The 22,638-nt window shown below is 38.9% G+C and carries 14 protein-coding genes and 1 pseudogene; 11 read left to right on the top strand and 4 right to left on the bottom strand.

The features are described 5' to 3' along the window. The first annotated feature begins 385 nt into the window (after positions 1–385). On the top strand, positions 386–2,077 hold the full coding sequence (gene argS / locus IGJ49_RS08705; RefSeq protein WP_010735177.1) for an arginine--tRNA ligase: 1,692 nt from the start codon (positions 386–388) through the stop codon (positions 2,075–2,077). A gap of 356 nt (positions 2,078–2,433) precedes the next feature. Next, on the top strand, positions 2,434–4,467 hold the full coding sequence (locus IGJ49_RS08700) for an EndoU domain-containing protein (protein ID WP_438723135.1): 2,034 nt from the start codon (positions 2,434–2,436) through the stop codon (positions 4,465–4,467). 333 nt (positions 4,468–4,800) lie between these two features. Here IGJ49_RS08700 and IGJ49_RS08695 read toward each other — a convergent pair whose 3' ends face one another. The 4 genes and pseudogenes from IGJ49_RS08695 to IGJ49_RS08680 all read right to left on the bottom strand — a co-directional run bounded on the left by IGJ49_RS08695 (position 4,801) and on the right by IGJ49_RS08680 (position 9,154). After that, positions 4,801–5,784: a hypothetical protein gene (locus IGJ49_RS08695; RefSeq protein ID WP_023519855.1), complete on the bottom strand. Its 984-nt coding sequence runs from the start codon at positions 5,782–5,784 to the stop codon at positions 4,801–4,803. Between the two features lie 454 nt (positions 5,785–6,238). Beyond that, positions 6,239–7,237, bottom strand: a pseudogene (locus IGJ49_RS08690) (hypothetical protein). Between the two features lie 53 nt (positions 7,238–7,290). Next, positions 7,291–8,274 carry a hypothetical protein gene (locus IGJ49_RS08685; RefSeq protein ID WP_438723133.1) on the bottom strand — a complete coding sequence of 328 codons (984 nt, stop codon included), beginning with the start codon at positions 8,272–8,274 and terminating at the stop codon, positions 7,291–7,293. A 400-nt stretch (positions 8,275–8,674) separates the two neighbouring features. After that, a complete protein-coding gene (locus IGJ49_RS08680; RefSeq protein WP_010735183.1) occupies positions 8,675–9,154 on the bottom strand; it encodes an arginine repressor in 480 nt (159 codons plus the stop codon). Positions 9,155–9,528: 374 nt separating this feature from the next. Between IGJ49_RS08680 and rpsB the strand changes: the two genes are divergently transcribed. The 9 genes from rpsB to IGJ49_RS08635 all read left to right on the top strand — a co-directional run bounded on the left by rpsB (position 9,529) and on the right by IGJ49_RS08635 (position 22,591). Continuing rightward, positions 9,529–10,311: a 30S ribosomal protein S2 gene (rpsB, locus tag IGJ49_RS08675; protein ID WP_010735184.1), complete on the top strand. Its 783-nt coding sequence runs from the start codon at positions 9,529–9,531 to the stop codon at positions 10,309–10,311. Positions 10,312–10,413: 102 nt separating this feature from the next. Further along, positions 10,414–11,295 (top strand): translation elongation factor Ts, encoded by an 882-nt coding sequence (gene tsf, locus IGJ49_RS08670; protein WP_010735185.1) that lies wholly within the window; start codon positions 10,414–10,416, stop codon positions 11,293–11,295. A gap of 234 nt (positions 11,296–11,529) precedes the next feature. Continuing rightward, positions 11,530–12,252, top strand: a complete 723-nt coding sequence (gene pyrH, locus IGJ49_RS08665) for a UMP kinase (RefSeq protein ID WP_010735186.1) — start codon at positions 11,530–11,532, stop codon at positions 12,250–12,252. Positions 12,253–12,255: 3 nt separating this feature from the next. Beyond that, the gene (gene frr, locus IGJ49_RS08660; RefSeq protein ID WP_023519849.1) at positions 12,256–12,813 is read left to right on the top strand and encodes a ribosome recycling factor; all 558 of its coding nucleotides are present in this window, start codon (positions 12,256–12,258) and stop codon (positions 12,811–12,813) included. Positions 12,814–12,993: 180 nt separating this feature from the next. Continuing rightward, on the top strand, positions 12,994–13,800 hold the full coding sequence (locus IGJ49_RS08655) for an isoprenyl transferase (protein WP_010735188.1): 807 nt from the start codon (positions 12,994–12,996) through the stop codon (positions 13,798–13,800). Beyond that, complete coding sequence (locus IGJ49_RS08650; RefSeq protein ID WP_023519848.1) at positions 13,797–14,597, top strand: phosphatidate cytidylyltransferase; 801 nt, start codon at positions 13,797–13,799, stop codon at positions 14,595–14,597. Before IGJ49_RS08655 ends, IGJ49_RS08650 begins: the two co-directional genes overlap by 4 nt. Positions 14,598–14,797: 200 nt before the next feature. Continuing rightward, positions 14,798–16,066, top strand: a complete 1,269-nt coding sequence (gene rseP / locus IGJ49_RS08645; protein ID WP_062805088.1) for an RIP metalloprotease RseP — start codon at positions 14,798–14,800, stop codon at positions 16,064–16,066. 58 nt (positions 16,067–16,124) lie between these two features. Continuing rightward, positions 16,125–17,834, top strand: coding sequence for a proline--tRNA ligase (locus IGJ49_RS08640; protein WP_010735191.1), 1,710 nt, complete (start codon positions 16,125–16,127; stop codon positions 17,832–17,834). 404 nt (positions 17,835–18,238) lie between these two features. Further along, a complete protein-coding gene (locus IGJ49_RS08635) occupies positions 18,239–22,591 on the top strand; it encodes a PolC-type DNA polymerase III (protein ID WP_137072540.1) in 4,353 nt (1,450 codons plus the stop codon). The last annotated feature ends 47 nt before the right edge of the window (positions 22,592–22,638 follow it).

Raw genomic sequence — 22,638 nt, 5'->3', positions numbered from 1 at the left:
GGACATTTTAGCTTATTGTTGAAGGTCAGCTTTTCGAACACCGTTTATTTATGAAGAAAACTCTAGCCAGGAGATTGGATATCTGCTATAATTCAAATCAAGTTAAATAAGAGCAACGTTTGCTGAACAAGAGAGTAATTGGTGTCATTTCGTTCAAAGCGAGTCTGGGTAGAGTGGAAGCCGGACGGACAAATCCCAATGAAGCGCACTTGGAGAACTCTGTCTTTGACAGACGGTCGTCTACCGATATCAGATCGAGCAGGTCCTTTTTTAGGACAATTGGAGTGGTACCGCGGGAATTCTCGTCTCTAGTAAATTCATAGGAAATATGGATTTGCTAGAGATTTTTTTGTTTTACAGCAAACAATATGTAGGAGGAAAATAAATGAATAACAAAGATGTTGTTGCAAAAGCACTATATGAAGTCGTACAAGATGACTTGACGTTGGAGCAAGTCGCACAATTACTTGAAAATCCAAAATCAGCGGACCATGGAGATGTCGCATTTCCAACGTTCTCTTTAGCAAAAATCTTCCGCAAAGCACCACAACAGATCGCAGCGGATCTTGCTGAGAAAATCGATGCAACAAATTTTGAAAAAATCGAAGTCGTCGGACCATACTTGAACTTCTTTATGAACAAAGAGATCATCAGTAAGCAAGTGTTAGCTACAGTAGTAAAAGAAAAAGAACACTATGGGGATAGCACGATCGGTAACCAAGGAAGCGTGCCAATCGATATGTCTTCACCAAACATTGCAAAACCAATTTCAATGGGTCACTTACGTTCGACAGTAATCGGAAACTCAATTGGCTTTATTATGGAAAAATTAGGTTATCAACCAGTACGTATCAACCATTTAGGAGACTGGGGTACACAATTTGGAAAACTGATCGTTGCCTACAAAAAATGGGGATCTGCTGAATCTGTAAAAGCTGAACCAATCAATGAATTATTGCGTCTATATGTCCAATTCCACGAAGAAGCTGAAACACAACCTGAATTGAATGATGAAGCTCGTTCTTGGTTCAAGCGTCTAGAAGAAGGCGACGAAGAAGCGATGGAGTTATGGCAATGGTTCCGTGACGAATCAATGAAAGAATTCAACAAGATCTATGACTTGTTAGAAGTTCGTTTTGATTCATTGAACGGGGAAGCTTTCTATAATGACAAGATGGATGAAATCGTCGAATTACTAGAAGAAAAACATCTCTTACAAGAAGACAAAGGTGCAGAAATCGTTGACTTATCTGCTTATGATCTAAATCCTGCCTTGATCAAAAAATCAGATGGTGCGACACTTTATATTACGCGTGATTTGGCAGCTGCACTATACCGTAAACGTACGTATGATTTTAGTCAATCACTATACGTAGTTGGTAATGAACAAAGTTATCACTTTAAACAATTGAAAGCTGTCTTGAAAGAACTAGGTTTTGACTGGGCAGATGATATGCACCATATCCCGTTTGGTTTGATCACACAAGGTGGTAAAAAACTATCGACACGTAAAGGAAAGATCGTTTTACTAGAAGAAGTATTGAATGAAGCAATCGACTCAGCGAAACAACAAATCAGTGAAAAGAATCCTGATTTGGAAAACAAAGATGTCATCGCAAAACAAGTCGGTGTGGGTGCTGTTATTTTCCACGATTTAAAAAATGACCGTTTGAATACGTTTGACTTCAATTTAGAAGAAGTGGTTCGTTTTGAAGGAGAAACAGGTCCTTATGTCCAATATACTCATGCTCGGGCGATGAGTTTATTAGACAAAGCAGGTTTTGTTCCTTCTAAAGATCAAGCTTATGCGTTGAATGACGAAAATAGTTGGGAAGTCGTGAAGCTTGTACAGAAATATCCTGAAACAGTGCTTCAAGCTGGTGAAAAATATGAGCCATCGATCATTGCAAAACATGCGATCAAATTGGCACAAGCGTTCAATAAGTACTATGCACATACAAAAATCTTAGCGGATGATGACCAAAAAGATGCGCGCTTAGCGTTAGTTTATGCTGTCACTGTTTTACTAAAAGAAGACTTACGTCTATTAGGATTACATGCACCAGATAAAATGTAAAAAGTTTCATTGTTTAAAGATTTTCTGAAGAGAAATCTAAATGTTATGTTCCAGTCAATAATCCATGGCATATTTTACAATTGAATTGATTTTTATCTAGAAGGGTTTCTTTTAGAAACGAGCCAAGTCGGGATTTGAAAAAATCCCGGCTTTTTTGACGTATTTTTGGTACGGCATACATTCTTATAGTTGTTTTATGTTGAATTGTACATACAAAAATTTTTATGAATAAATAATTGAATTTCCTTTTCTTATTTTAGAAAAAGTCGTTTCATGAGAATTTTCACTTTTTATTAAGCGCTTTCTTTTCTTGGGATATACTCTCGGTGTCAATAAAAAAGAAAAGGAGTGGAAAAATGAAAAAGAAATGGTTCTCGTTGTTGATGGTTGTAATGTTGTTGTCGTCGGTTTTCCAACCGACACTCTTAGCCTTTGCGAGTGATCGATCCTTCAAAGAAGCGACCTCGCGTCCGGCTGTTGCGATTGATTTAAGTGGCACTTCGCCAGCAAAGGATGAAAAAACATGGAACGAATGGGCAAAACTCCGAGGATTTACGGATACCCTGACTGCCGAACATAACGTATTTGATAATTTAGTTCTAGCGGATTATTTAGACGTGATGGAAGGGCCAAGTACGTTACCCCTCAGTACTCGGTTTGCTCGTTCAAAAATTGCACCGATCATCCAAGCTACCGCCTTTGCTGAATTTACCCGACCCTACTTAAAAGAATCAACCAAAGAGACAGCTGTCAGCCAATTGTACCGTTTGACTTCGACAAGTATCCTAAGGCAGTCGATCAGCTTGCTCGGTGATGCCATTGATGCCCCAGAAGACCCCGTTGAGATTTATCCGACCACCAAAATCGAGTTGGCTAGCTGGATTACGGTCCAAAACCAGTTCCTTGAATACATACAAACAACACCAGAACTATCTGGATATGAGATGCGAACTGGCACAGACGGTATGAGCGGATTGTTCGTTCCTAAAGACACGAATGATCAAAGTCTATTAGTTTATCCAGATACTTCGCTGAATGAATACTTACCGGGAAATGAAAAATTACCTCCACGGATCGGCGCCCTGAAACAAATCAATTTTTCTCCATATAATGGTCCAGGAACACCCTATGTCAATGTGACCATGAGCTATACCGCCTATGATCATCGCCAAGAACTATACACGCAATATGATATTCGGGGCATCACGATTCCTTTAGAAACGGATTTCGACACATTTTTAGCAGAAATCGCCACACCTGAACAAGCCTTGGAACTGGTCAAAGAATATTCTTCGGTCCAATTTGGAGCAGTAGTCCCAACAGATGTCGATTCCGTCAATGACATCGGAAAAGAAATCACCCGTCAGATGATCGATGAGCGGGATGCGCTGATTGATCAATTGCCTGATACGTTTCAGACCAATCTATTCCGGATCGCAGCGAAAGCCAATGACAAAGAAGTTGTCATTGATCGGGAAGGTGAGTTTGTGTATCGGGGAACGCAAGAAATTGTTCCCTTAGACCAAATCGACATCGGCTTTAACCAAGAAATCATCTATACGATCCGCAAAGTGCAAAGCTTTTTCGGTGTCTATTGCAACTACTATGCGTTAGCCGATGGCTTGTTTGATGAAGAACGCACGAATTCTTTGCCAAAGAGTTTAGATGACACCACCATTGCAGCGATTTCTGAAGTCGGTGGTAGTGTATTGAAGCACTTACCAAATTACGAAAATACCGACTGGGTCATCAAGCAGTCCCAATTGAAGCTCGAACCAGTGGATATCTTGCTCATCGCCATGTGCTTACCATGGTCTGAAATGATTTCTGTCTTACAAGCAGTTGAATCCGAAGAAGTTATCCTAGCAGCGATTGAAGTCGAAGAAGCCGAAGCCGCTCGCGTATTGGAAGCGGAAAAGGCTCTAATCACCAAAGGGTGTCCAAATGAAGCCTTGGTAGAGAAGTTACCAACCACCGAATACTATAACCGTAAAGCCTTGCGCCATGTGGCGGGAGAGGTAAGACCGGGGAAAGATGGAAAATTGACTATATCAGGTGCTCATTCGCGCCATCCTGATTTTTATAATCCGGAAAGTGGGGTAGTTTATAAACCGACAGGAACGGTGGTGGAAGGAAAACCTTTTAAATCCGATGTGAGTTATGGGAAAGATTTCAAGAGAGCAGGATCTACCGTTTTTCCAGATAATTGGGATGCAGAAAAAATTACTAGTGAGGTTGAAAGGATTGTAGAGAAAAATGTCACAAATGTTCCAGGTCCACAAGATTATATTGAAAAGGAAAGCAGTGGTAATTTTGAAATAAAAATACATGTGAATGTAAAAGCAAATGGAAAGGTAAACGTTGTGACAGCGTACCCATTTATAAATTAGAGTTAAGAGATTAGAAAATATTTATAATTTACAACAAAATAATAAAGACTAATAACTCTAAAAAAAATTGAGTTATTAGTCTTTTTCAGATATTTTAGAACTGTTCACACTTTAATAATTTTTTTGTGTATTTATGGTACCTACTATATAAAATATTAAGGTTATTATAGAAAGCTTAATCTAGAGGGTTTTTAGCAAATTTTTAAACGAAAATAAAAAAACATTTTGTGAAATAATTAAATTAAGTCTATAGATAAAGTATTATTTTTTTACAAGAGTCTTTCTGTCATTTTTTTGTAATTGACTGAGCATTAAGTACACCATTTTGAATATTCAGGAGTGGATTTGTCGTAGCCCGCGTTCTTTGGAATCAAGGGCTTCAGATTGGAATTTTTCAGTGGAATAATGATCACGCCAGTAATATAGATTATCTAACTGATATTGATGAATAATAGCTAAAGTAGGGTTATTCAATCGCTCTCTTAAATCAAGATAATCAATATTCAACATCCATTTACTGTAAAAATCTCCATGTATACCAAAGCTTATGTTATAGGGAGAACAACCAAATAGAGGAATATCTTCATAGCAAATCTCATATTCTTCCTCCGATAGACCACGTCTATCGTCGTCTAGGTCGTCTTCCTCTGGATCATAAGGACACTCAGCAAGAAAATGTCCATCACTTGGACCAAAATCAATAAATGAATCATCATGGGTCACAGTTAGTCGAGAATCTAATTGATTTAACTGAGTTTCTAGAAATTCCGTATTCTTTTCTACAGCGGCCAAAGGTCGATGCTTAGGGTCAGTGAAGGTGATTAGTCGACTACTTTTTCTACCTTCACCGATCATCTGTGAAGTTCTTTGATAATGAGATGCGATTGTTTGTTGGAATTGTTCTTCTGGAAATAAATCCTTCCAGTAAGATAAGTTTTTTGCTTGATAAGTGTGAATAACAGTTAATATCAAATCGTCAATTGCTTGTAGCGTTTTTCGATCCGAATGATTTACTTTTCCGTAATGTTCATCAATTTGTTCGCCATAAGGTGTAAAACAATAGAGCGTATAAAATTGATATTTCAACCGATACTCCGAATACACAAAATGTTCCATTGGATGATCTGGCACACGAGGATCCCAGTAAATCGACGAAAGTTGTGGAAAGACCTCTGGACCATAATCAATAAAGTTATCATTATGTATCAAAGTCAAATCTGGATCGATTGCTTGAAATTTTTGTGTGAGTTCTTCTGTGATTTTTCGAATCTTGGCTTGTGGTCGACGATTGGGATCGACAAAGGGGAAGAAGGTCATAATCGTTTTTTCCTTTCTATCTATAAAAATTTTTTTAATTAAATTATGACATGTAAATAAGGAGTGTTGGGGACTGTTTTTTTCGTCAATCAGAAAAAAGTAGAGGTTTATAATGAAACAAGCAATACCTGCCTAATTCAAAGTTAAATAAGCTTTATATGATTTTTAGCGCTTGTGGTGTTTCTCAAATTTGTATTTATTCTACTAGTGGAAAACATTACTATTGTTGTTTCTATGAGGCATTGAGTGCGAGGTATAGCGGAACTTTCGTAGTAACTGGTGGTATCAGCATATCCTATTTTAAAATAAATATATACTCTGAAGTAAAAGATTTTCTAATGACATGGGTGAATAAGAAACGCAGATGTGGGACTTATTAATTAACTATAAAAAGACTAATGTCAAAACTATTTTTCAAGCTTTGATATTGGTCTTTTTATTTATCGGAATCTATTTAAAGTTTTTTTCCAAGCCTGCTTAAACCTCTTTCTTTATATTCATTGATTTTTTTTTGAAACATTTCAGGTGTATACACAGTACGCCAATAATATAAATTGTTCTGTTGATATTGATAGATGATAGCTAAAATTGAATTATTCAATTGTTCGCTTAAACCAAGGTAGTCCGTATTAAACATCCATTCGTTATAAAAATCCCCATGTATTCCATAGCTTAATTGATAAGGGGAACAACCAAATAAAGAAATACCGCCGTAACTAATTGTATACTCTTCATTAGACAAATAACGTCTAGGATCATCTGGCTCGTCTTCCTCTGGATCGTAAGGGCACTCCGCAAGAAAATGACCGATATCTGGATCAAAATCAATGTATGAGTCATCACGAATCACGGTTAATCGAGAATCTAATTGATCTAACTGAGTTTCTAGAAATTCCGTATTCTTTTCTACAGCAGCTAAAGGTCGATGCTTGGGGTCAGTGAAACTAATTGGTGAACTAATTAGTTCGCCAGGTCCAATAGATTGCGATACTCTCTTGTAGGGTTTTAACTTCTCCTGTTCAAATTGTTTTTCTGTAAATATATCTTTCCAATAGAGAAGGTTATGAACTTGATAGTCATGAATGATTCTTAGGAGAGTCTGTTCAATCATTTTTAAAGTTTTTCTTCGCGAGTCTGCATTCCCTCCAGGGCTTCTATAATATTCGTAAATTTGTTCATCATAAGGCGTAAACCAGTAAAGAGGATAGCCGCCATATCTAAGCAGATACTCCGAATACACAAAATGTTCCATCGGATGATCTGGCACACGAGGGTCCCAATAAATTTTCGATAGCTTTGGAAAGACCTCTGGACCGTAATCAATAAAGTTATCATTATGTATCAAAGTCAAATCTGGATCGATTGATTAAAATTTTTGTGTGAGTTCTTCTGTCATTTTTTTGATCTCTGCTTGTGGTCGACGGTTGGGATCGACAAAGGGGAAGAAGGTCATAGTTACTATCCTTTCTGTTCAAGATTTTTTTAGTTCAATCATAAGATGTTGAATTAATTCAACTTCCATGTCTTTTTATAGTTACGCACTATTTTTTGGAAATCTTCATAGGAATAATTGTTGCGCCAGTAATATTTATTATAGAGCATATATTTCCTCATAATCACTTCGATCGCATCATCTAGTTCCTTACTAAGTCCAAGGTACGTAACATTAGCAATCCCCCCATTAAAGAAGTCGCCATGAAAACTAGTTCCTATACTATAAGGAGAAAGTCCGTAAATGGCTGTCTCATTAAAATAAATGTGGTAATCATAGTGAGATAAGTAACGTCTAGGATCATCTGGCTCGTCTTCTTCAGGATCATAAGGACATTCCGCAAGAAAATGGCCAATATCCGGACCAAAATCAATATAAGAATCATCATGAATCACCGTTAATTGAGAATCTAAGTGATCTAATTGAGTTTCTAAAAATTCGGTATTCTTTTCTACAGCAGCTAAAGATCGATGTTTGGGGTCAGTGAAACTAATTGGCGAACTAATGATTTTTACTGGTCCAACGAATTGTGATAATCGTTTATAAGGTTCTAACTTTTCCTGTTCAAATTGTTTTTCTGTAAATAAGTCTTTCCAGTAGAGTAGGTTACGCACTTGATAGTCATGAATGATTCTTAGGAAAGTCTGTTCAATCATTTTTAAAGTTTTTCTTTCTGGATCTGGAGTTCCTCCAGGTTTTTTATAAGTTTCGTAAAGCCATTCACCATAAGGAGTAAACCAGTAAAGAGGATAGTTTTTATATCTAAGTTGGTACTCCGAGTACGCAAAATGTTCCATCGGATGATTTGCCACGCGAGGATCCCAGTAAATCGACGAAAGTTGTGGAAAGACCTCTGGACCATAATCAATAAAGTTATCATTATGTATCAAAGTCAAATCTGGATCGATTGCATGAAATTTTCGAGTAAGTTCTTCTGTCATTTTTTTGATCTCTGCTTGTGGTCGACGGTTGGGATCGACAAAGGGAAAGAAGGTCATAATCGTTTTTCCTTTCTATGCTATAAAAGTTTTTTAAATTAAAGTATGACATGTAAATAAGGAGTGTGGGGGCCTGTTTTTTCGTCAATCAGAAAAAAGTAGAGGTTTATAATGGAACAAGCAATACCTGCCTAATTCAAAGTTAAATAAGCTTTATATGGTTTTTAGCGCTTGTGGTGTTTCTCAAATTTGTATTTATTCTACTAGTGGAAAACATTACTATTGTTGTTTCTATGAGGCATTGAGTGCGAGGTATAGCGGAAATTTCGTAGTAACTGAAGGTTAAGTCAACTTGAGAGAGGTTCAAGGTTCTTCTCTAGTATTGATTCAAATAAAAAAGATGCTGGCAAATTTCACCAACATCAAAAAATATAGATACAATTACTATTTGTTATGGTATTTAAAAAATTGTAGCTGTAGTGGGATGATGCAAGAAGTTTTCAACTAACTGCGCATCTTCATCATCTTTCGAAATAATGATCGTTGTATCAAAGCCAGCAATCGTACTAACGATATGAGGCGGTTTGATTTCATCTAAGACAGCAGCGAACAATGGTGCGTTGTCTGGTAAGGTATGGACGATAGTCAAAAAATGAACTCGTTCCACTTTTAACACGATATCTTCAATCATCTGGATCAAACGTTTTTCATCTTCGCTTTTTGATTCAGCTGTCTCCTTTTCTTTGAACAGGACAAAATGGGAAACACCATTTTCATCAGGCGCCTTGACGATTTTTAAGTCACGTATATCTCTTGAAATCGTCGCTTGAGTCGCAGATACACCCATTTCAGTCAGCTTAGCTAACATTTCATCTTGTGTACGGATCGTATAATCTTCAATGATTTGTTTAATCAACAAGTGTCGCTCAGTTTTTCGCATTTTAGTTCTCCTTTAACGAAACTTTTCACAAGTATCATAACAAAAAAACGTTGAATTGCCCATCTTTATTTTCCAGTTACCTGTTTATTTTTTCACGAATTCCTTATAAAAAAACAAAGAAATAAAATAAAAAAATGAGAGGGAGAAAAAGAAGACACAAAAAATTAAGTAAGTTGATTTTTTTTCTTGAATTTTATGCCCAATTCAGTTAAACTATTGAATGTTGAGCAGAAAAAGATCACTTTGGTGTATCTTGCGTCACTACTCAATAAATCCACATTCTTGTTGGATCGTTGGTCGGTGCTTGTAAAAGTTGGCTAGCGAGTTGGAAGACAAGAAGAGGGAAAATAAAAACCAAATCGGAGGAAACAAACATGGCAGTAATTTCAATGAAACAATTACTAGAAGCCGGCGTACACTTTGGTCACCAAACGCGTCGCTGGAACCCAAAAATGAAGAAATACATCTTCACAGAAAGAAACGGAATCTACATTATTGACTTGCAAAAAACAGTTAAATTAGTAGATGCAGCTTACGATTACATGAAGAGCGTAGCAGAAGAAGGCGGCGTTGCTTTATTCGTAGGTACAAAAAAACAAGCACAAGAAGCAATCAAAGATGAAGCTACTCGTGCTGGACAATACTTTGTAAACCACCGTTGGTTAGGTGGAACATTGACAAACTGGGATACGATCCAAAAACGTATCGCTCGTTTGAAACAAATCAATGCAATGGAAGAAGATGGAACTTTTGCAGTTCTACCTAAAAAAGAAGTTGCTGGTTTGAACAAACAACGTGAACGTCTTGAAAAATTCTTAGGTGGTATCGCTGATATGCCAAGAATCCCAGATGTAATGTACATCGTTGACCCACGTAAAGAACGCATTGCCGTTCAAGAAGCACACAAATTGAATATCCCAATCGTAGCAATGGTTGATACAAACTGTGATCCAGATGAGATCGACGTAGTTATCCCATCAAACGACGACGCAATCCGTGCCGTTAAATTGATTACTTCAAAAATGGCTGATGCTTTCATCGAAGGAAATCAAGGGGAAGATCAAGTAGTTGAAGAAGATTTTTCAGCAGAAAACACAGCGACTTCAATCGAAGAAATCGTTGATGTTGTTGAAGGCGACAACTCTTCAGCAGAATAATTTTTAAATGATGGAGCTGTTTCAAAGGCTAGGCGACAAGCCTCACTCTCCTTTGAAACAGCTTTTTTTAAAGAAAAAGCATACAACTAGGAGGAAGAAAAAATGGCAGACGTTACAGCTAAAATGGTAAAAGAACTACGCGACATGACTGGCGTAGGAATGATGGACGCGAAAAAAGCATTGGTTGAAGTTGAAGGTGACATCGAAAAAGCAGTAGATCTTTTACGTGAAAAAGGAATGGCTAAAGCTGCGAAGAAAAACGATCGTATCGCCGCTGAAGGTCTTGCTTCAGTTGCAGTGAAAGGTAATACTGCAGCAATCGTTGAAGTCAACTCAGAAACAGACTTCGTTTCTAAAAACGAAATGTTCCAAGACTTAGTAAAAGAAATCGCTGAACTAGTTGCTGAAAACAAACCAGCTGACATGGACGCAGCAATGAAAATCAAAACATCAAAAGGAACAGTTGAATCTGACTTGATCGAAGCAACACAAGTTATCGGTGAAAAAATCAGCTTCCGTCGTTTTGAAGTAATCGAAAAAGATGACAACGCTGCATTTGGCGGTTACCTACACATGGGTGGACGTATTGCTGTATTAGCTGTTTTAGAAGGTACAACTGACGAAGCAGTAGCTAGAGACGTAGCGATGCACGTAGCAGCGATCAACCCTCGTTATGTAAACGAAACACAAATTCCTGAAGCTGAATTAGATCACGAACGTACAGTCTTGACTGAACAAGCATTGAACGAAGGCAAACCAGCGAACATCGTTGAAAAAATGGTTGAAGGACGCTTAAACAAATTTAAAGCTGAAATCGCATTGGTTGACCAACCATTCGTTAAAGATCCTGATATGACTGTTGAAAAATTTGTTGCTTCTAAAGGCGCAACTGTGAAATCATTTGTCCGCTTTGAAGTCGGCGAAGGTATCGAAAAACGCGAAGATAACTTTGTAGAAGAAGTAATGAACCAAGTGAAAAAATAATCCGGTTTATAGACTTGATCAATGGGACGATGTTTGGGGCAAAGAAAATGAAGATCATTCTCCGTTTTCTTTGTGCCCCCATCGATTCCATCGCTTATTTGAATGAAATGAGGAGCAGCGACATTCGTCACAGCTCTTTTTTTTAGGGCAAGAGATATCAGGAGCATAGGTATTTTCGTGCCTAAACTATCTGGATATGGTAGAATGTCAATAGAAAATATTGGAGGAATGAACATGGTCACACCAAAATATCAGCGTGTCGTCTTAAAATTAAGTGGAGAAGCTTTAGCTGGAGATGAAGGGTTTGGAATCAAACCACCAGTTATCAAAGAAATCATCCAAGAAATCAAAGAAGTCCACGAGTTAGGCGTAGAGATGGCAATTGTTGTCGGCGGTGGAAATATCTGGCGCGGTCAAATTGGCGCACAAATGGGGATGGAACGTGCACAAGCGGATTACATGGGCATGTTAGCAACTGTGATGAATGCTTTAGCATTACAAGATACATTAGAAAATGTTGGTGTTCCTACACGCGTACAAACCTCAATTGAAATGCGACAAATCGCAGAACCATACATCCGTCGTAAAGCAGAGCGTCATTTAGAGAAAGGGCGCATCGTTATTTTTGCCGGTGGTACTGGAAACCCTTATTTTTCTACAGATACAACTGCGGCATTACGTGCAGCTGAAATTGGCGCTGATGTTATTTTAATGGCTAAGAACAATGTTGACGGTGTTTATTCTGCCGATCCAAAAATCGATTCAACAGCAGTGAAATTCGATGAATTGACACACATGGAAGTCATTGCAAAAGGATTACAAGTAATGGATTCAACTGCTAGTTCATTGAGTATGGACAATGATATCCCGTTACTTGTGTTCAATCTTAATGAACATGGAAACATTCGCCGAGCAATCTTAGGTGAAAATATCGGAACAACCGTAAGGGGGAAATAAACAATGGCAGATGCAATTATGACAGAAGCAAAAGACAAGATGCAAAAAGCAGCACAAAATCTACAACGTGAACTTGGACAGATCCGTGCCGGCCGTGCGAATGCGAGCTTATTAGATCGTATAACTGTTAATTATTATGGCGCACCAACACCATTGAACCAATTAGCATCGATCCAGATCCCAGAAGCAAGAGTATTGATGATCACACCATTCGATAAAAGTGTGCTTCAAGACATCGAAAAATCGATCATGGCAAGCGACATCGGTATCAGCCCAACAAATGACGGAAATGTGATCCGTTTAGTCATTCCTCAGTTAACAGAAGAACGTCGGAAAGAATTAGCGAAAGACGTGAAAAAAGAAGCTGAAAATGCGAAAATCGCTGTCCGTAACATTCGTCGTGATGCAATCGATGAGTACAAGAAACAACAAAAAAATGGCGATATCACAGAAGATGATTTGCGTGACTTAGAAAAAGAAGTGCAAACTCTAACAGATGATAGTATCAAAGAAGTAGATCGTATCGCTGCAGACAAAGAAAAAGAATTGCTTGAAGTATAAGAATCAATAAAGACAGGTGGACAGTGTGAAGTGCTGTCTCCTGTTTTTTACTTTTTGACTAAGAAAAACTAAAAAATCCTTTGAATTTGCGTAAAAAAAGGGCTATACCATAGGAAATAACGATAGATATTGCTATAATGGTAAAGATAGTTGTAATTTTTTAGTATGGGAGGAAAAAGAATGTTACGTTTTTTTCCGCAAAAAAACAAATATATTCAAGAAAAAAGTGAGCACCATTTTGATGCGCAGAGAGATATCCCGAAACATATCGCCATCATCATGGATGGGAATGGTCGTTGGGCACAAAACCGTCGTCTTCCACGAGTGGCTGGCCACAAAGAAGGCATGGAAACCGTTAAGAAAGTCACTAAAAAAGCTTCTCGACTTGGGGTAAAGGTGTTAACGCTCTATGCGTTTTCAACCGAAAATTGGAAACGTCCAAAAGAGGAAGTCAATTTTTTGATGCAATTACCTGTAGACTTTTTTGATACGTTCGTCCCTGAGTTGATTGCTGAAAATGTCAAGGTACAAGTGATGGGCTATGAAGAACTTTTGCCGGAACATACGCAAGATGCAGTACGCCGTGCCATTGAACAAACCAAAGAAAATACGGGAATGATCTTAAACTTCGCACTGAATTATGGTAGTCGGGCAGAAATCATCTCTGCAGTCAAAGCAATCAGTGAACAAGTAAAAGAAAACGATCTTTCTACGGAAGACATCGACGAGGACATGATCGCGGATCATTTGATGACCGGTTTCTTACCTCCCGAACTTCGCGATCCAGGATTAGTCATCCGGACAAGTGGCGAAGAACGGATCAGTAATTTCTTATTGTGGCAGATTGCTTATAGTGAATTATATTTTTCAAAAGCCTTATGGCCAGATTTTGACGGCGCCCATTTAGAGGAAGCAATCGCTTCTTATCAACATCGAGACCGTCGTTTTGGTGGCGTAAAAAGTGTAGATAAAGGAGAACAATCATGAAGCAACGTGTGATCACTGCGGTCGTAGCATTGGCATTATTTATTCCGATCATTTGGATCGGAGGAATTGGTCTTGAGCTAGTAGCGGCTTTATTAGCAGTAGTTGGTGTCTATGAACTTTTTCGTATGAAAGGATTGACACTATTAAGTTTTGAAGGAGTTCTTTCTGCCATTGGTGCAGTTTTTCTTGTCCTGCCGAAAGAGCGCTGGTTTTTCTTTTTACCTGAACAAACAAATGAATTTATGTTGTTTTATTTGACTGTGATGATCCTATTGGGTGCCGCTGTCTTCTCAAAAAATATGTATACGATCGATGAAGCTGGTTTTCCAGTTGTTACTAGTTTATATGTCGGTTTTGGTTTTCAAAACTTTGTTAGTGCGCGTACAGAAGGAATCAACGTATTACTTTTTGGCTTGTTCATCGTTTGGGCAACCGATATTGGCGCATATCTAGTTGGTAGACGTTTTGGTAAGCGTAAGCTATGGCCAGATATCTCACCCAATAAAACGATTGAAGGTGCATTAGGGGGAATAGGTAGTGCGTTAGTTGTTGCCTTACTATATTTCTTACTTTATCCACCACAAGAATTGTTTGGACATGGCTTATTCGTCATGTTACTCCTAACGATCATTCTATCGATCGTAGGCCAATTTGGGGATCTAGTCGAGTCGGCAATTAAACGCCACTATGAGGTCAAAGATTCAGGGAACATTTTACCTGGACACGGTGGGATCTTAGATCGATTCGATAGTCTATTGTTCGTCTTTCCAGTCATGTACTTATTTGGATTGATATAAATAAAAATTCTGTAAAAGAAGCTTCCGAAGCCAAAAGTTTTTCGTCCGTCAATCAGACACGATCGGTAAGGAGATTCTTTACAGGATTTTTATTTTTTTACATTTTAATAGGTGCTTGGTGAAGTGTCGATAATATGGTAAAATTAAGTAGTTTTATTTTAACTGAATAAAAAATAATGATTAATGTAAAGGAGAATAGGATGAGAACAATTATCACGTTCATTATCGTTTTTGGCATCTTAGTGATCGTACATGAATTTGGCCACTTCTTCTTTGCGAAACGATCAGGAATCCTAGTTCGCGAGTTTGCGATTGGCATGGGACCTAAAATCTACGGTCATCAAGCAAAAGACGGCACGACTTATACATTGCGTTTGTTACCGATCGGTGGCTATGTGAGAATGGCTGGGAATGGGGACGACGAAACGGAAATGGCCCCAGGAATGCCGTTATCACTCTTGATGGATTCAGATCATGTCGTAAAGAAAATCAATTTAAGCAAAAAGATCCAATTGACCAATGCGATCCCAATGGAATTGATCCGTTATGATCTTGATGAAGCACTCACGATCACAGGTTATGTGAATGGTGATGAAACGCAAGAAGTAACGTATGCAGTGGATCACGATGCTTCGATCATCGAGGCGGATGGGACTGAATTGAGGATCGCACCGAGAGATGTGCAGTTCCAATCAGCCAAATTATGGCAACGAATGTTAACTAACTTTGCAGGTCCAATGAATAATTTTATTCTAGCAATTCTATTATTCATCGTATTAGCGTTCATGCAAGGCGGGGTGACTGTCACAAATACCAACCAAATCGGTGTTGTTACGCCAGACGGAGCTGCGGCTGCAGCCGGACTGAAAGAAAATGATGAAATTCTTTCAGTAGAGGGAAAATCAATCCAAACATGGAATGATCTGACAGCGATCATTACTGAAAATCCAGATAAACCACTTGATTTTGAAGTTGAACGAAATGGACAGGTTTCTTCTGTTGAAGTGACACCGAAAGCAATTGAGTCAAATGGTGAAAAAATTGGTCAACTTGGGATACAAGCGCCAATGAAAACTGGCTTCTTCGATAAGATCATTGGTGGAACACAACGTGCATTTAGTAGCTCTTTGGAAATATTCAAAGCATTAGGTTCATTATTTACCGGCTTTAGCTTGGACAAATTAGGTGGACCGGTGATGATGTTCCAATTGTCTTCTGAGGCAGCGAATCAAGGGATCATGACAGTCATTGGTTTGATGGCTATCTTATCCATGAATTTAGGGATCGTCAATTTATTACCGATTCCAGCATTAGATGGTGGAAAACTAGTCTTGAATATTTTTGAAGGTGTCCGTGGTAAACCACTTAGTCAGGAAAAAGAAGGCGTTTTGACGCTCGTTGGTTTTGGCTTCCTGATGCTATTGATGGTATTAGTAACATGGAATGACATTCAACGATTCTTTTTCTAGAAAAAGTAGGGTATAATGACATGCGTTAGATTATTTGAGGAATAAAGGAGTTTATATAATGAGACAATCAAAAATGTTGATTCCAACATTAAGAGAAGTTCCAAATGATGCGGAAGTATTAAGTCATCAAATCTTACTACGTGCCGGTTACATTCGTCAGGTTTCGGCTGGAATCTATTCTTATTTACCACTTGCAAATCGTGTATTAGAAAAATTAAAAACGATCATGCGCGAAGAATTTGAAAAAATCGGCGCAGTAGAAATGTTGATGCCAGCGATTTTACCTGCTGAGTTATGGCAAGAATCTGGTCGTTATGAAACATACGGTCCCAACTTGTATCGCTTGAATGATCGTAACGATCGTCAGATGATCTTAGGACCAACACATGAAGAAACATTTACAGAATTGATCCGTGATGAAGTCAATTCATACAAAAAATTACCTTTGAATCTTTATCAGATCCAAGCAAAATACCGTGATGAAAAACGTCCCCGTTTTGGACTATTGCGTGGACGCGAGTTTATCATGAAAGATGCTTATTCTTTCCATGCGTCTCAAGAGAGTTTGGATGAAACATACAAAGATTATGAAAAAGCTTATACAGAGATCTTTAAGCGTTGTGGTCTAGAGTTCCGCGCGATCATCGGTGACGGTGGGGCGATGGGCGGAAAAGACTCAAAAGAATTTATGGCAATCTCAGAAATTGGTGAAGACACGATTTGTTATTCAACAGAAAGTGACTATGCAGCAAATTTGGAGATGGCGACGAGCTACTATGTGCCAAAAAAATCCCATGAAACACAATTGGAAATGGAAAAGAAAGAAACACCAGATGTGAAAACCATCGAAGAGGTTGCAGCTTTCTTTGACGTTCAACCACAAAAAATCATTAAGTCTGTACTTTTCACAGCAGATGAGCAGCCTGTTCTAGTTTTAGTTCGCGGCGATCATGAAGTCAATGATGTGAAATTGAAAAACTTCTTAGGTGCAGATTTCTTAGAAGAAGCAACAGAAGAAGAAGCGAAAAACTATTTAGGCGCTGATTTTGGATCAGTTGGACCAATCGGTGTAGCAGAAGAAGTCAAAGTCTATGCGGATCGTCATGTTCAAGATCTGGCCAACGCGATTGCGGGAGCGAATGAAACTGGCTACCATTATATCAATGTCAATCCAGAACGTGATTTCAATGTCCTAGCATATGAAGACTTACGCTTTGTCCAAGAAGGCGATCCTTCGCCAGATAATAATGGCGTATTAGCCTTCACTCGAGGAATCGAGATTGGGCATATCTTCAAACTAGGTACACGTTACAGTGAATCAATGGGTGCTACTGTTCTTGATGAAAATGGTCGTGAAAAACACGTGATCATGGGTTGCTATGGTATCGGTGTGAGCCGTCTACTTTCAGCGATCGTTGAACAAAATGCTGACGAAAACGGTATTCACTGGCCAAAAGGCATTGCACCATTTGATTTGCATGTCGTACAAATGAACTTAAAAGATGAGTTCCAAACGAACTTGACGAATGAAGTGGAAAAAGCAATGAACGAAGCCGGTTATCAAGTACTTGTTGATGATCGCAATGAGCGTGCCGGTGTTAAGTTTGCTGATTCTGATTTGATCGGATGTCCAATCCGTATCACCGTCGGTAAAAAAGCAGTAGATGGCATCGTCGAAGTGAAAATCAAAAAAACAGGTGAAATGGTCGAAGTTCGGAAAGAAGAACTCGTAAATACACTACCGATTTTATTGAATCAAGGCGAATAAATAAGAGTGGAAAAGTCGTATCAGTCTTTTAGAAGACGGAAGCGACTTTTTCATTTCCTTTTCTTCAGTTAATGAACGGTGTTCAAGAAGCAACACTTCAATAATAAGCCAAAAAAATCAAAATGAAAAAGCCATTTTTCGATTTTCTTGTCTTATTCCTCAGTGCTGATCGCTTTTTTCACAACCTGATAAACGGTTTTCGAAAAGCTAACCTTCAACATTAAGCTGGAAAATTAAAAAATATGAAAAGCTATTTTCTGATTTTCCATCTTACTGCTCAGGTCAGAGCGCTTTTCTTACAACCTTAATGAAAATTTCCCTAAAAAGGGTTATACTAAATAGTATTGAAAAGTAAGGGTCGGAAATGGAATAATTTCTGGTCTTGACAGAAAGGGCGTATATTTTTGTCAGAAAAACGAGAGTTATTTGAGAAATTATTGGAGCAGATCCAATTAGAAGAAACAGAAAAAGCACATCCGCTTATTTCTGCTGGGGAAATGGAACAGGTGGTGGTCCATCGTAAATCTCGTCTGTGGGAGTTTACGTTACGTTTTCCAGCTATTTTGCCTGTGATGCTTTATCGCTCGCTGGTGCAGCATGTTATACTTGCATTCAAAGAAATTGCTGAGGTGAAAATCACAGTCCAAGCAGCGGATCAAACATTCGATGAACAACTCTTACAAGATTATTGGTCGCAAGCACTGGAAAGTCAGCAATGCGATACACCTTTAGTACAAAAGGTATTAAAGACGCAAGTACCAATGATCAAAGAGCATAAGGTGATTTTGCCTGTTGATGGTGAAGGAGCGATCGGCTATCTTAAACAACAATATCTGCCATTAGTAGAACAGTTATTTGTTAGTTACGGTTTTCCTAAGTTTCGAATCGAACCAGAAGTTGATGAGCAACAAGCAGAAAGAGTCCTAAAGCTTTTTGAAGAAAGACGACAAGAACAGGCTGAGGCGTTCATGAAACAAGCAGCTGAAAGCTTGATTGTTCATGAACAAAAGAAAAAAGAGCGCAAAGAGCAATTACCAGCGCTTGACGGGCCAATCCAGCTAGGTAGAAATATCCCGAATGATGAGCCTATCACACCGATGATCAATATCTTGGAAGAGGAACGCCGGGTAACGATCGAAGGCTACGTGTTCGATAAAGAAGTACGCGAGCTTCGTTCAAAACGTAAGATTTTGACATTGAAGATCACAGATTACACTTCTTCATTTATCGTCAAAAAGTTTTCAAATAATGAAAAAGATGAACAAATCTTTGAAGCAATCAGTACGGGTAGTTGGTTGAAAGTTCGTGGGAGTGTACAAGAAGACACGTTTGTTCGTGACCTAGTGATGAATGCCCAAGACATTTTAGAAGTCAAACATGCACCACGTAAAGATTATTCTCCTGAAGGGGAAAAGCGTGTCGAATTACATCTTCATAGTAATATGAGTACTATGGATGCAACGAACAATATTTCAGATCTTGTGGCACAGGCAGGTAAGTGGGGACATAAAGCAATTGCAATCACTGACCATGGCGGTGCACAAGCATTTCCAGAGGCACATAGTGCAGGGAAAAAAGCTGGTGTGAAGATCTTGTATGGTGTCGAAGCGAATGTGGTCGATGATGGGGTGCCGATTGCGTATAATGACGCCCATGATTCATTGAGTGAATCCACTTATGTCGTGTTTGACGTGGAGACAACAGGTTTGTCTGCTGTTTATGATACGATCATCGAGTTAGCTGCTGTTAAGATGTACAAAGGAAATGTCATCGAAAGTTTTGATGAATTTATCGATCCTGGACATCCCTTATCACGAACAACCATTGATTTGACAGGGATCACGGATGAAATGGTTCGCGGTTCAAAATCTGAGGAGGAAGTTTTACGCTTATTCTTGGAATTCTCAAAAGATGCGATCCTAGTTGCCCATAATGCGGCATTCGATATGGGATTTTTGAATACAAGTTATGCCAAATACAACATCCCTGAAGCAGCCAATCCAGTTATAGATACCTTAGAATTAGCTCGTTATTTATATCCACAATTCAAACGGTTTGGTTTAGGTGTACTATCCAAAAAATTCGGTGTTAGCTTGGAACAACATCACCGCGCGATTTATGACGCGGAAGCAACCGGACATCTGGCTTGGATATTTATCAAAGAAGCGATGGAAAACCACGAAATGTATTATCACGATCAGTTGAATGCCCATGTAGGTGAAGGTGATTCTTACAAACGGGCGCGACCTTTCCATGTCACATTACTGGCTAAAAACCAAGCTGGATTAAAAGACCTGTTCAAATTGATCTCGATGTCAAACGTCGATTATTTTGAACGCGTGCCACGAATCCCCCGATCACAGCTGAAAAAATTCCGACAAGATTTGTTAGTTGGCTCTGCCTGTGACAAGGGTGAGATTTTTGAAGCCATGATGCAAAAAGGGGTAGAAGAAGCACGTAACCGGGCGAAATTTTATGACTATATCGAAGTCATGCCTAAAGCTGTCTATGCACCACTCCTGGAGCAAGAGCTTGTCAAAAATGAACATGACTTAGAAGAAATCATTCGTAACTTAGTAGAAATCGGCAAATCATTAGATAAAATCGTTGTAGCGACAGGAAATGTCCACTACCTGAATGAAGAAGATGCGATCTATCGTAAAATCTTGGTCAATTCGATGGGGGGAGCCAATCCATTGAATCGTCACAGTCTGCCCGAAGTGCATTTCAGAACAACAGATGAGATGCTGACTGCATTCTCCTTCTTAGGTACGGATTTAGCAAAAGAAATCGTAGTTGAAAATACCAATAAGATTGCAGATATCTGTGAAGAAGTCGTGCCAGTGAAAGATGAATTATATACCCCTAAAATTCCTGGTTCGGAAGATGAAATCACGGATCTAAGTTATTCGAAGGCAAAACAAATGTATGGTGATCCATTACCGGATATCGTAGAAAAGCGTCTGAAAAAAGAGCTGGATTCGATCAATGGTAATGGCTTCTCAGTGATTTATTTGATTTCACAAAAGTTAGTGCATAAAAGTAATGAAGATGGCTATTTAGTAGGTTCTCGTGGCTCGGTTGGTTCTAGTTTCGTCGCAACCATGACAGGGATCACAGAGGTCAATCCATTGGCACCTCATTACTATTGCCCAGATTGTCAGTATTCGGAATTTTATGAAGATGGAACTTATGGTTCAGGATTTGATATGCCTGAGAAAAAATGTCCAAAATGCGGTACTCGTTTAAATAAAGATGGGCATGATATTCCGTTTGAAACATTCTTAGGTTTCCATGGCGATAAAGTACCCGATATCGATTTGAACTTCTCAGGGGATTATCAAGCAGAAGCCCATCATTATACGAAAGTATTGTTTGGCGAAGAATATGTCTATCGTGCGGGAACGATCGGTACTGTTGCGGATAAAACGGCGTATGGATTCGTTAAAGGGTTTGAACGTGACCACAACTTGCATTACCGCAGCGCCGAAGTGGATCGCTTAGCCAAAGGTGCTACTGGGGTCAAACGAACGACCGGACAGCATCCAGGAGGGATCATTGTTATCCCCGATTATATGGATGTATATGATTTCACGCCGATCCAATATCCGGCAGACGATCAGAATTCAGAATGGAAAACGACCCACTTTGATTTCCACTCGATCCATGACAATGTCTTGAAACTTGATATCCTGGGACACGATGATCCAACGGTGATCCGGATGTTGCAAGATTTATCTGGGATTGATCCACAAACGATCCCAACCGATGATCCAGAAGTCATGCGGATCTTTTCTGGACCCGAAGTCTTGGGAGTCACACAAGAACAGATTTATTCTAAAACAGGTACATTAGGGATACCGGAATTTGGGACACGTTTCGTTCGTGGGATGTTAGAGGAAACACACCCAACGACTTTTGCGGAATTATTGCAGATCTCTGGTCTTTCTCATGGTACGGATGTTTGGTTAGGGAATGCAGAGGAATTGATCAAACGTGGGGATGCGACGCTGGCTGAAGTAATCGGCTGTCGCGACGATATCATGGTTTATTTGATCCATGCTGGCTTAGATAGTGGGATGGCGTTCAAAATCATGGAGACGGTGCGTAAAGGATTATGGAATAAGATCCCTGACGAATTGCGTGAAACGTATTTGACCGCAATGAAAGAAAATAACGTACCTGACTGGTACATCGATTCTTGTTCGAAAATCAAATACATGTTCCCGAAAGCCCATGCGGCTGCTTATGTCTTGATGGCGCTACGGGTTGCTTATTTCAAAGTTTATTTTCCGATATTGTATTACTGTGCCTATTTTTCCGTTCGTGCAGATGACTTTAATCTTGTCGCTATGTGCAAAGGAAAAGAAGCAGTGAAAGAGGCGATGAAGGAAATCACGGATAAAGGCTTAGATGCTTCTGTAAAAGAAAAGAATCAGTTGACAGTTTTAGAGTTAGCCAATGAGATGCTAGAACGTGGCTTGAAATTCGGAATGATCGATTTATACAAATCCGATGCAGTAAACTTTGTGATCGAAGGAGACACGCTGATTGCGCCATTCCGTGCGGTACCAAGTTTAGGGGCCAACGTAGCGAAACAAATCGTCGAAGCTAGAAAAGATGGTCCTTTCTTATCCAAAGAAGACTTGGCAACTCGTGGGAAAGTCTCGAAGACATTGATCGAGTATATGACAGAAAATGGTGTCTTGAAAGATTTACCTGATGAAAATCAATTATCGTTATTTGATATGTTATAAAAGTCAACGTGAGAAATGAAAATGAATCAAAATGAAAGCAAAGATTA

Origin of the sequence: Enterococcus sp. AZ171 (assembly GCF_051714005.1) — a bacterium.
Taxonomy (GTDB): Bacteria; Bacillota; Bacilli; order Lactobacillales; family Enterococcaceae; genus Enterococcus_B; species Enterococcus_B pernyi.
This window is presented reverse-complemented; position numbering and strand designations above follow the sequence as displayed.

What these genes read in the sequence shown, in the direction of transcription:
- frr (WP_023519849.1), top strand. Translation starts at nt 12,256, where the DNA reads ATGGCAGATGCAATTATGACAGAAGCAAAAGACAAGATGCAAAAAGCA.
- IGJ49_RS08695 (WP_023519855.1), bottom strand. Translation starts at nt 5,784, where the DNA reads ATGACCTTCTTCCCCTTTGTCGATCCCAATCGTCGACCACAAGCCAAG.
- rseP (WP_062805088.1), top strand. Translation starts at nt 14,798, where the DNA reads ATGAGAACAATTATCACGTTCATTATCGTTTTTGGCATCTTAGTGATC.
- IGJ49_RS08655 (WP_010735188.1), top strand. Translation starts at nt 12,994, where the DNA reads ATGTTACGTTTTTTTCCGCAAAAAAACAAATATATTCAAGAAAAAAGT.
- tsf (WP_010735185.1), top strand. Translation starts at nt 10,414, where the DNA reads ATGGCAGACGTTACAGCTAAAATGGTAAAAGAACTACGCGACATGACT.
- argS (WP_010735177.1), top strand. Translation starts at nt 386, where the DNA reads ATGAATAACAAAGATGTTGTTGCAAAAGCACTATATGAAGTCGTACAA.
- rpsB (WP_010735184.1), top strand. Translation starts at nt 9,529, where the DNA reads ATGGCAGTAATTTCAATGAAACAATTACTAGAAGCCGGCGTACACTTT.
- IGJ49_RS08685 (WP_438723133.1), bottom strand. Translation starts at nt 8,274, where the DNA reads ATGACCTTCTTTCCCTTTGTCGATCCCAACCGTCGACCACAAGCAGAG.
- IGJ49_RS08640 (WP_010735191.1), top strand. Translation starts at nt 16,125, where the DNA reads ATGAGACAATCAAAAATGTTGATTCCAACATTAAGAGAAGTTCCAAAT.
- IGJ49_RS08650 (WP_023519848.1), top strand. Translation starts at nt 13,797, where the DNA reads ATGAAGCAACGTGTGATCACTGCGGTCGTAGCATTGGCATTATTTATT.
- pyrH (WP_010735186.1), top strand. Translation starts at nt 11,530, where the DNA reads ATGGTCACACCAAAATATCAGCGTGTCGTCTTAAAATTAAGTGGAGAA.
- IGJ49_RS08680 (WP_010735183.1), bottom strand. Translation starts at nt 9,154, where the DNA reads ATGCGAAAAACTGAGCGACACTTGTTGATTAAACAAATCATTGAAGAT.
- IGJ49_RS08700 (WP_438723135.1), top strand. Translation starts at nt 2,434, where the DNA reads ATGAAAAAGAAATGGTTCTCGTTGTTGATGGTTGTAATGTTGTTGTCG.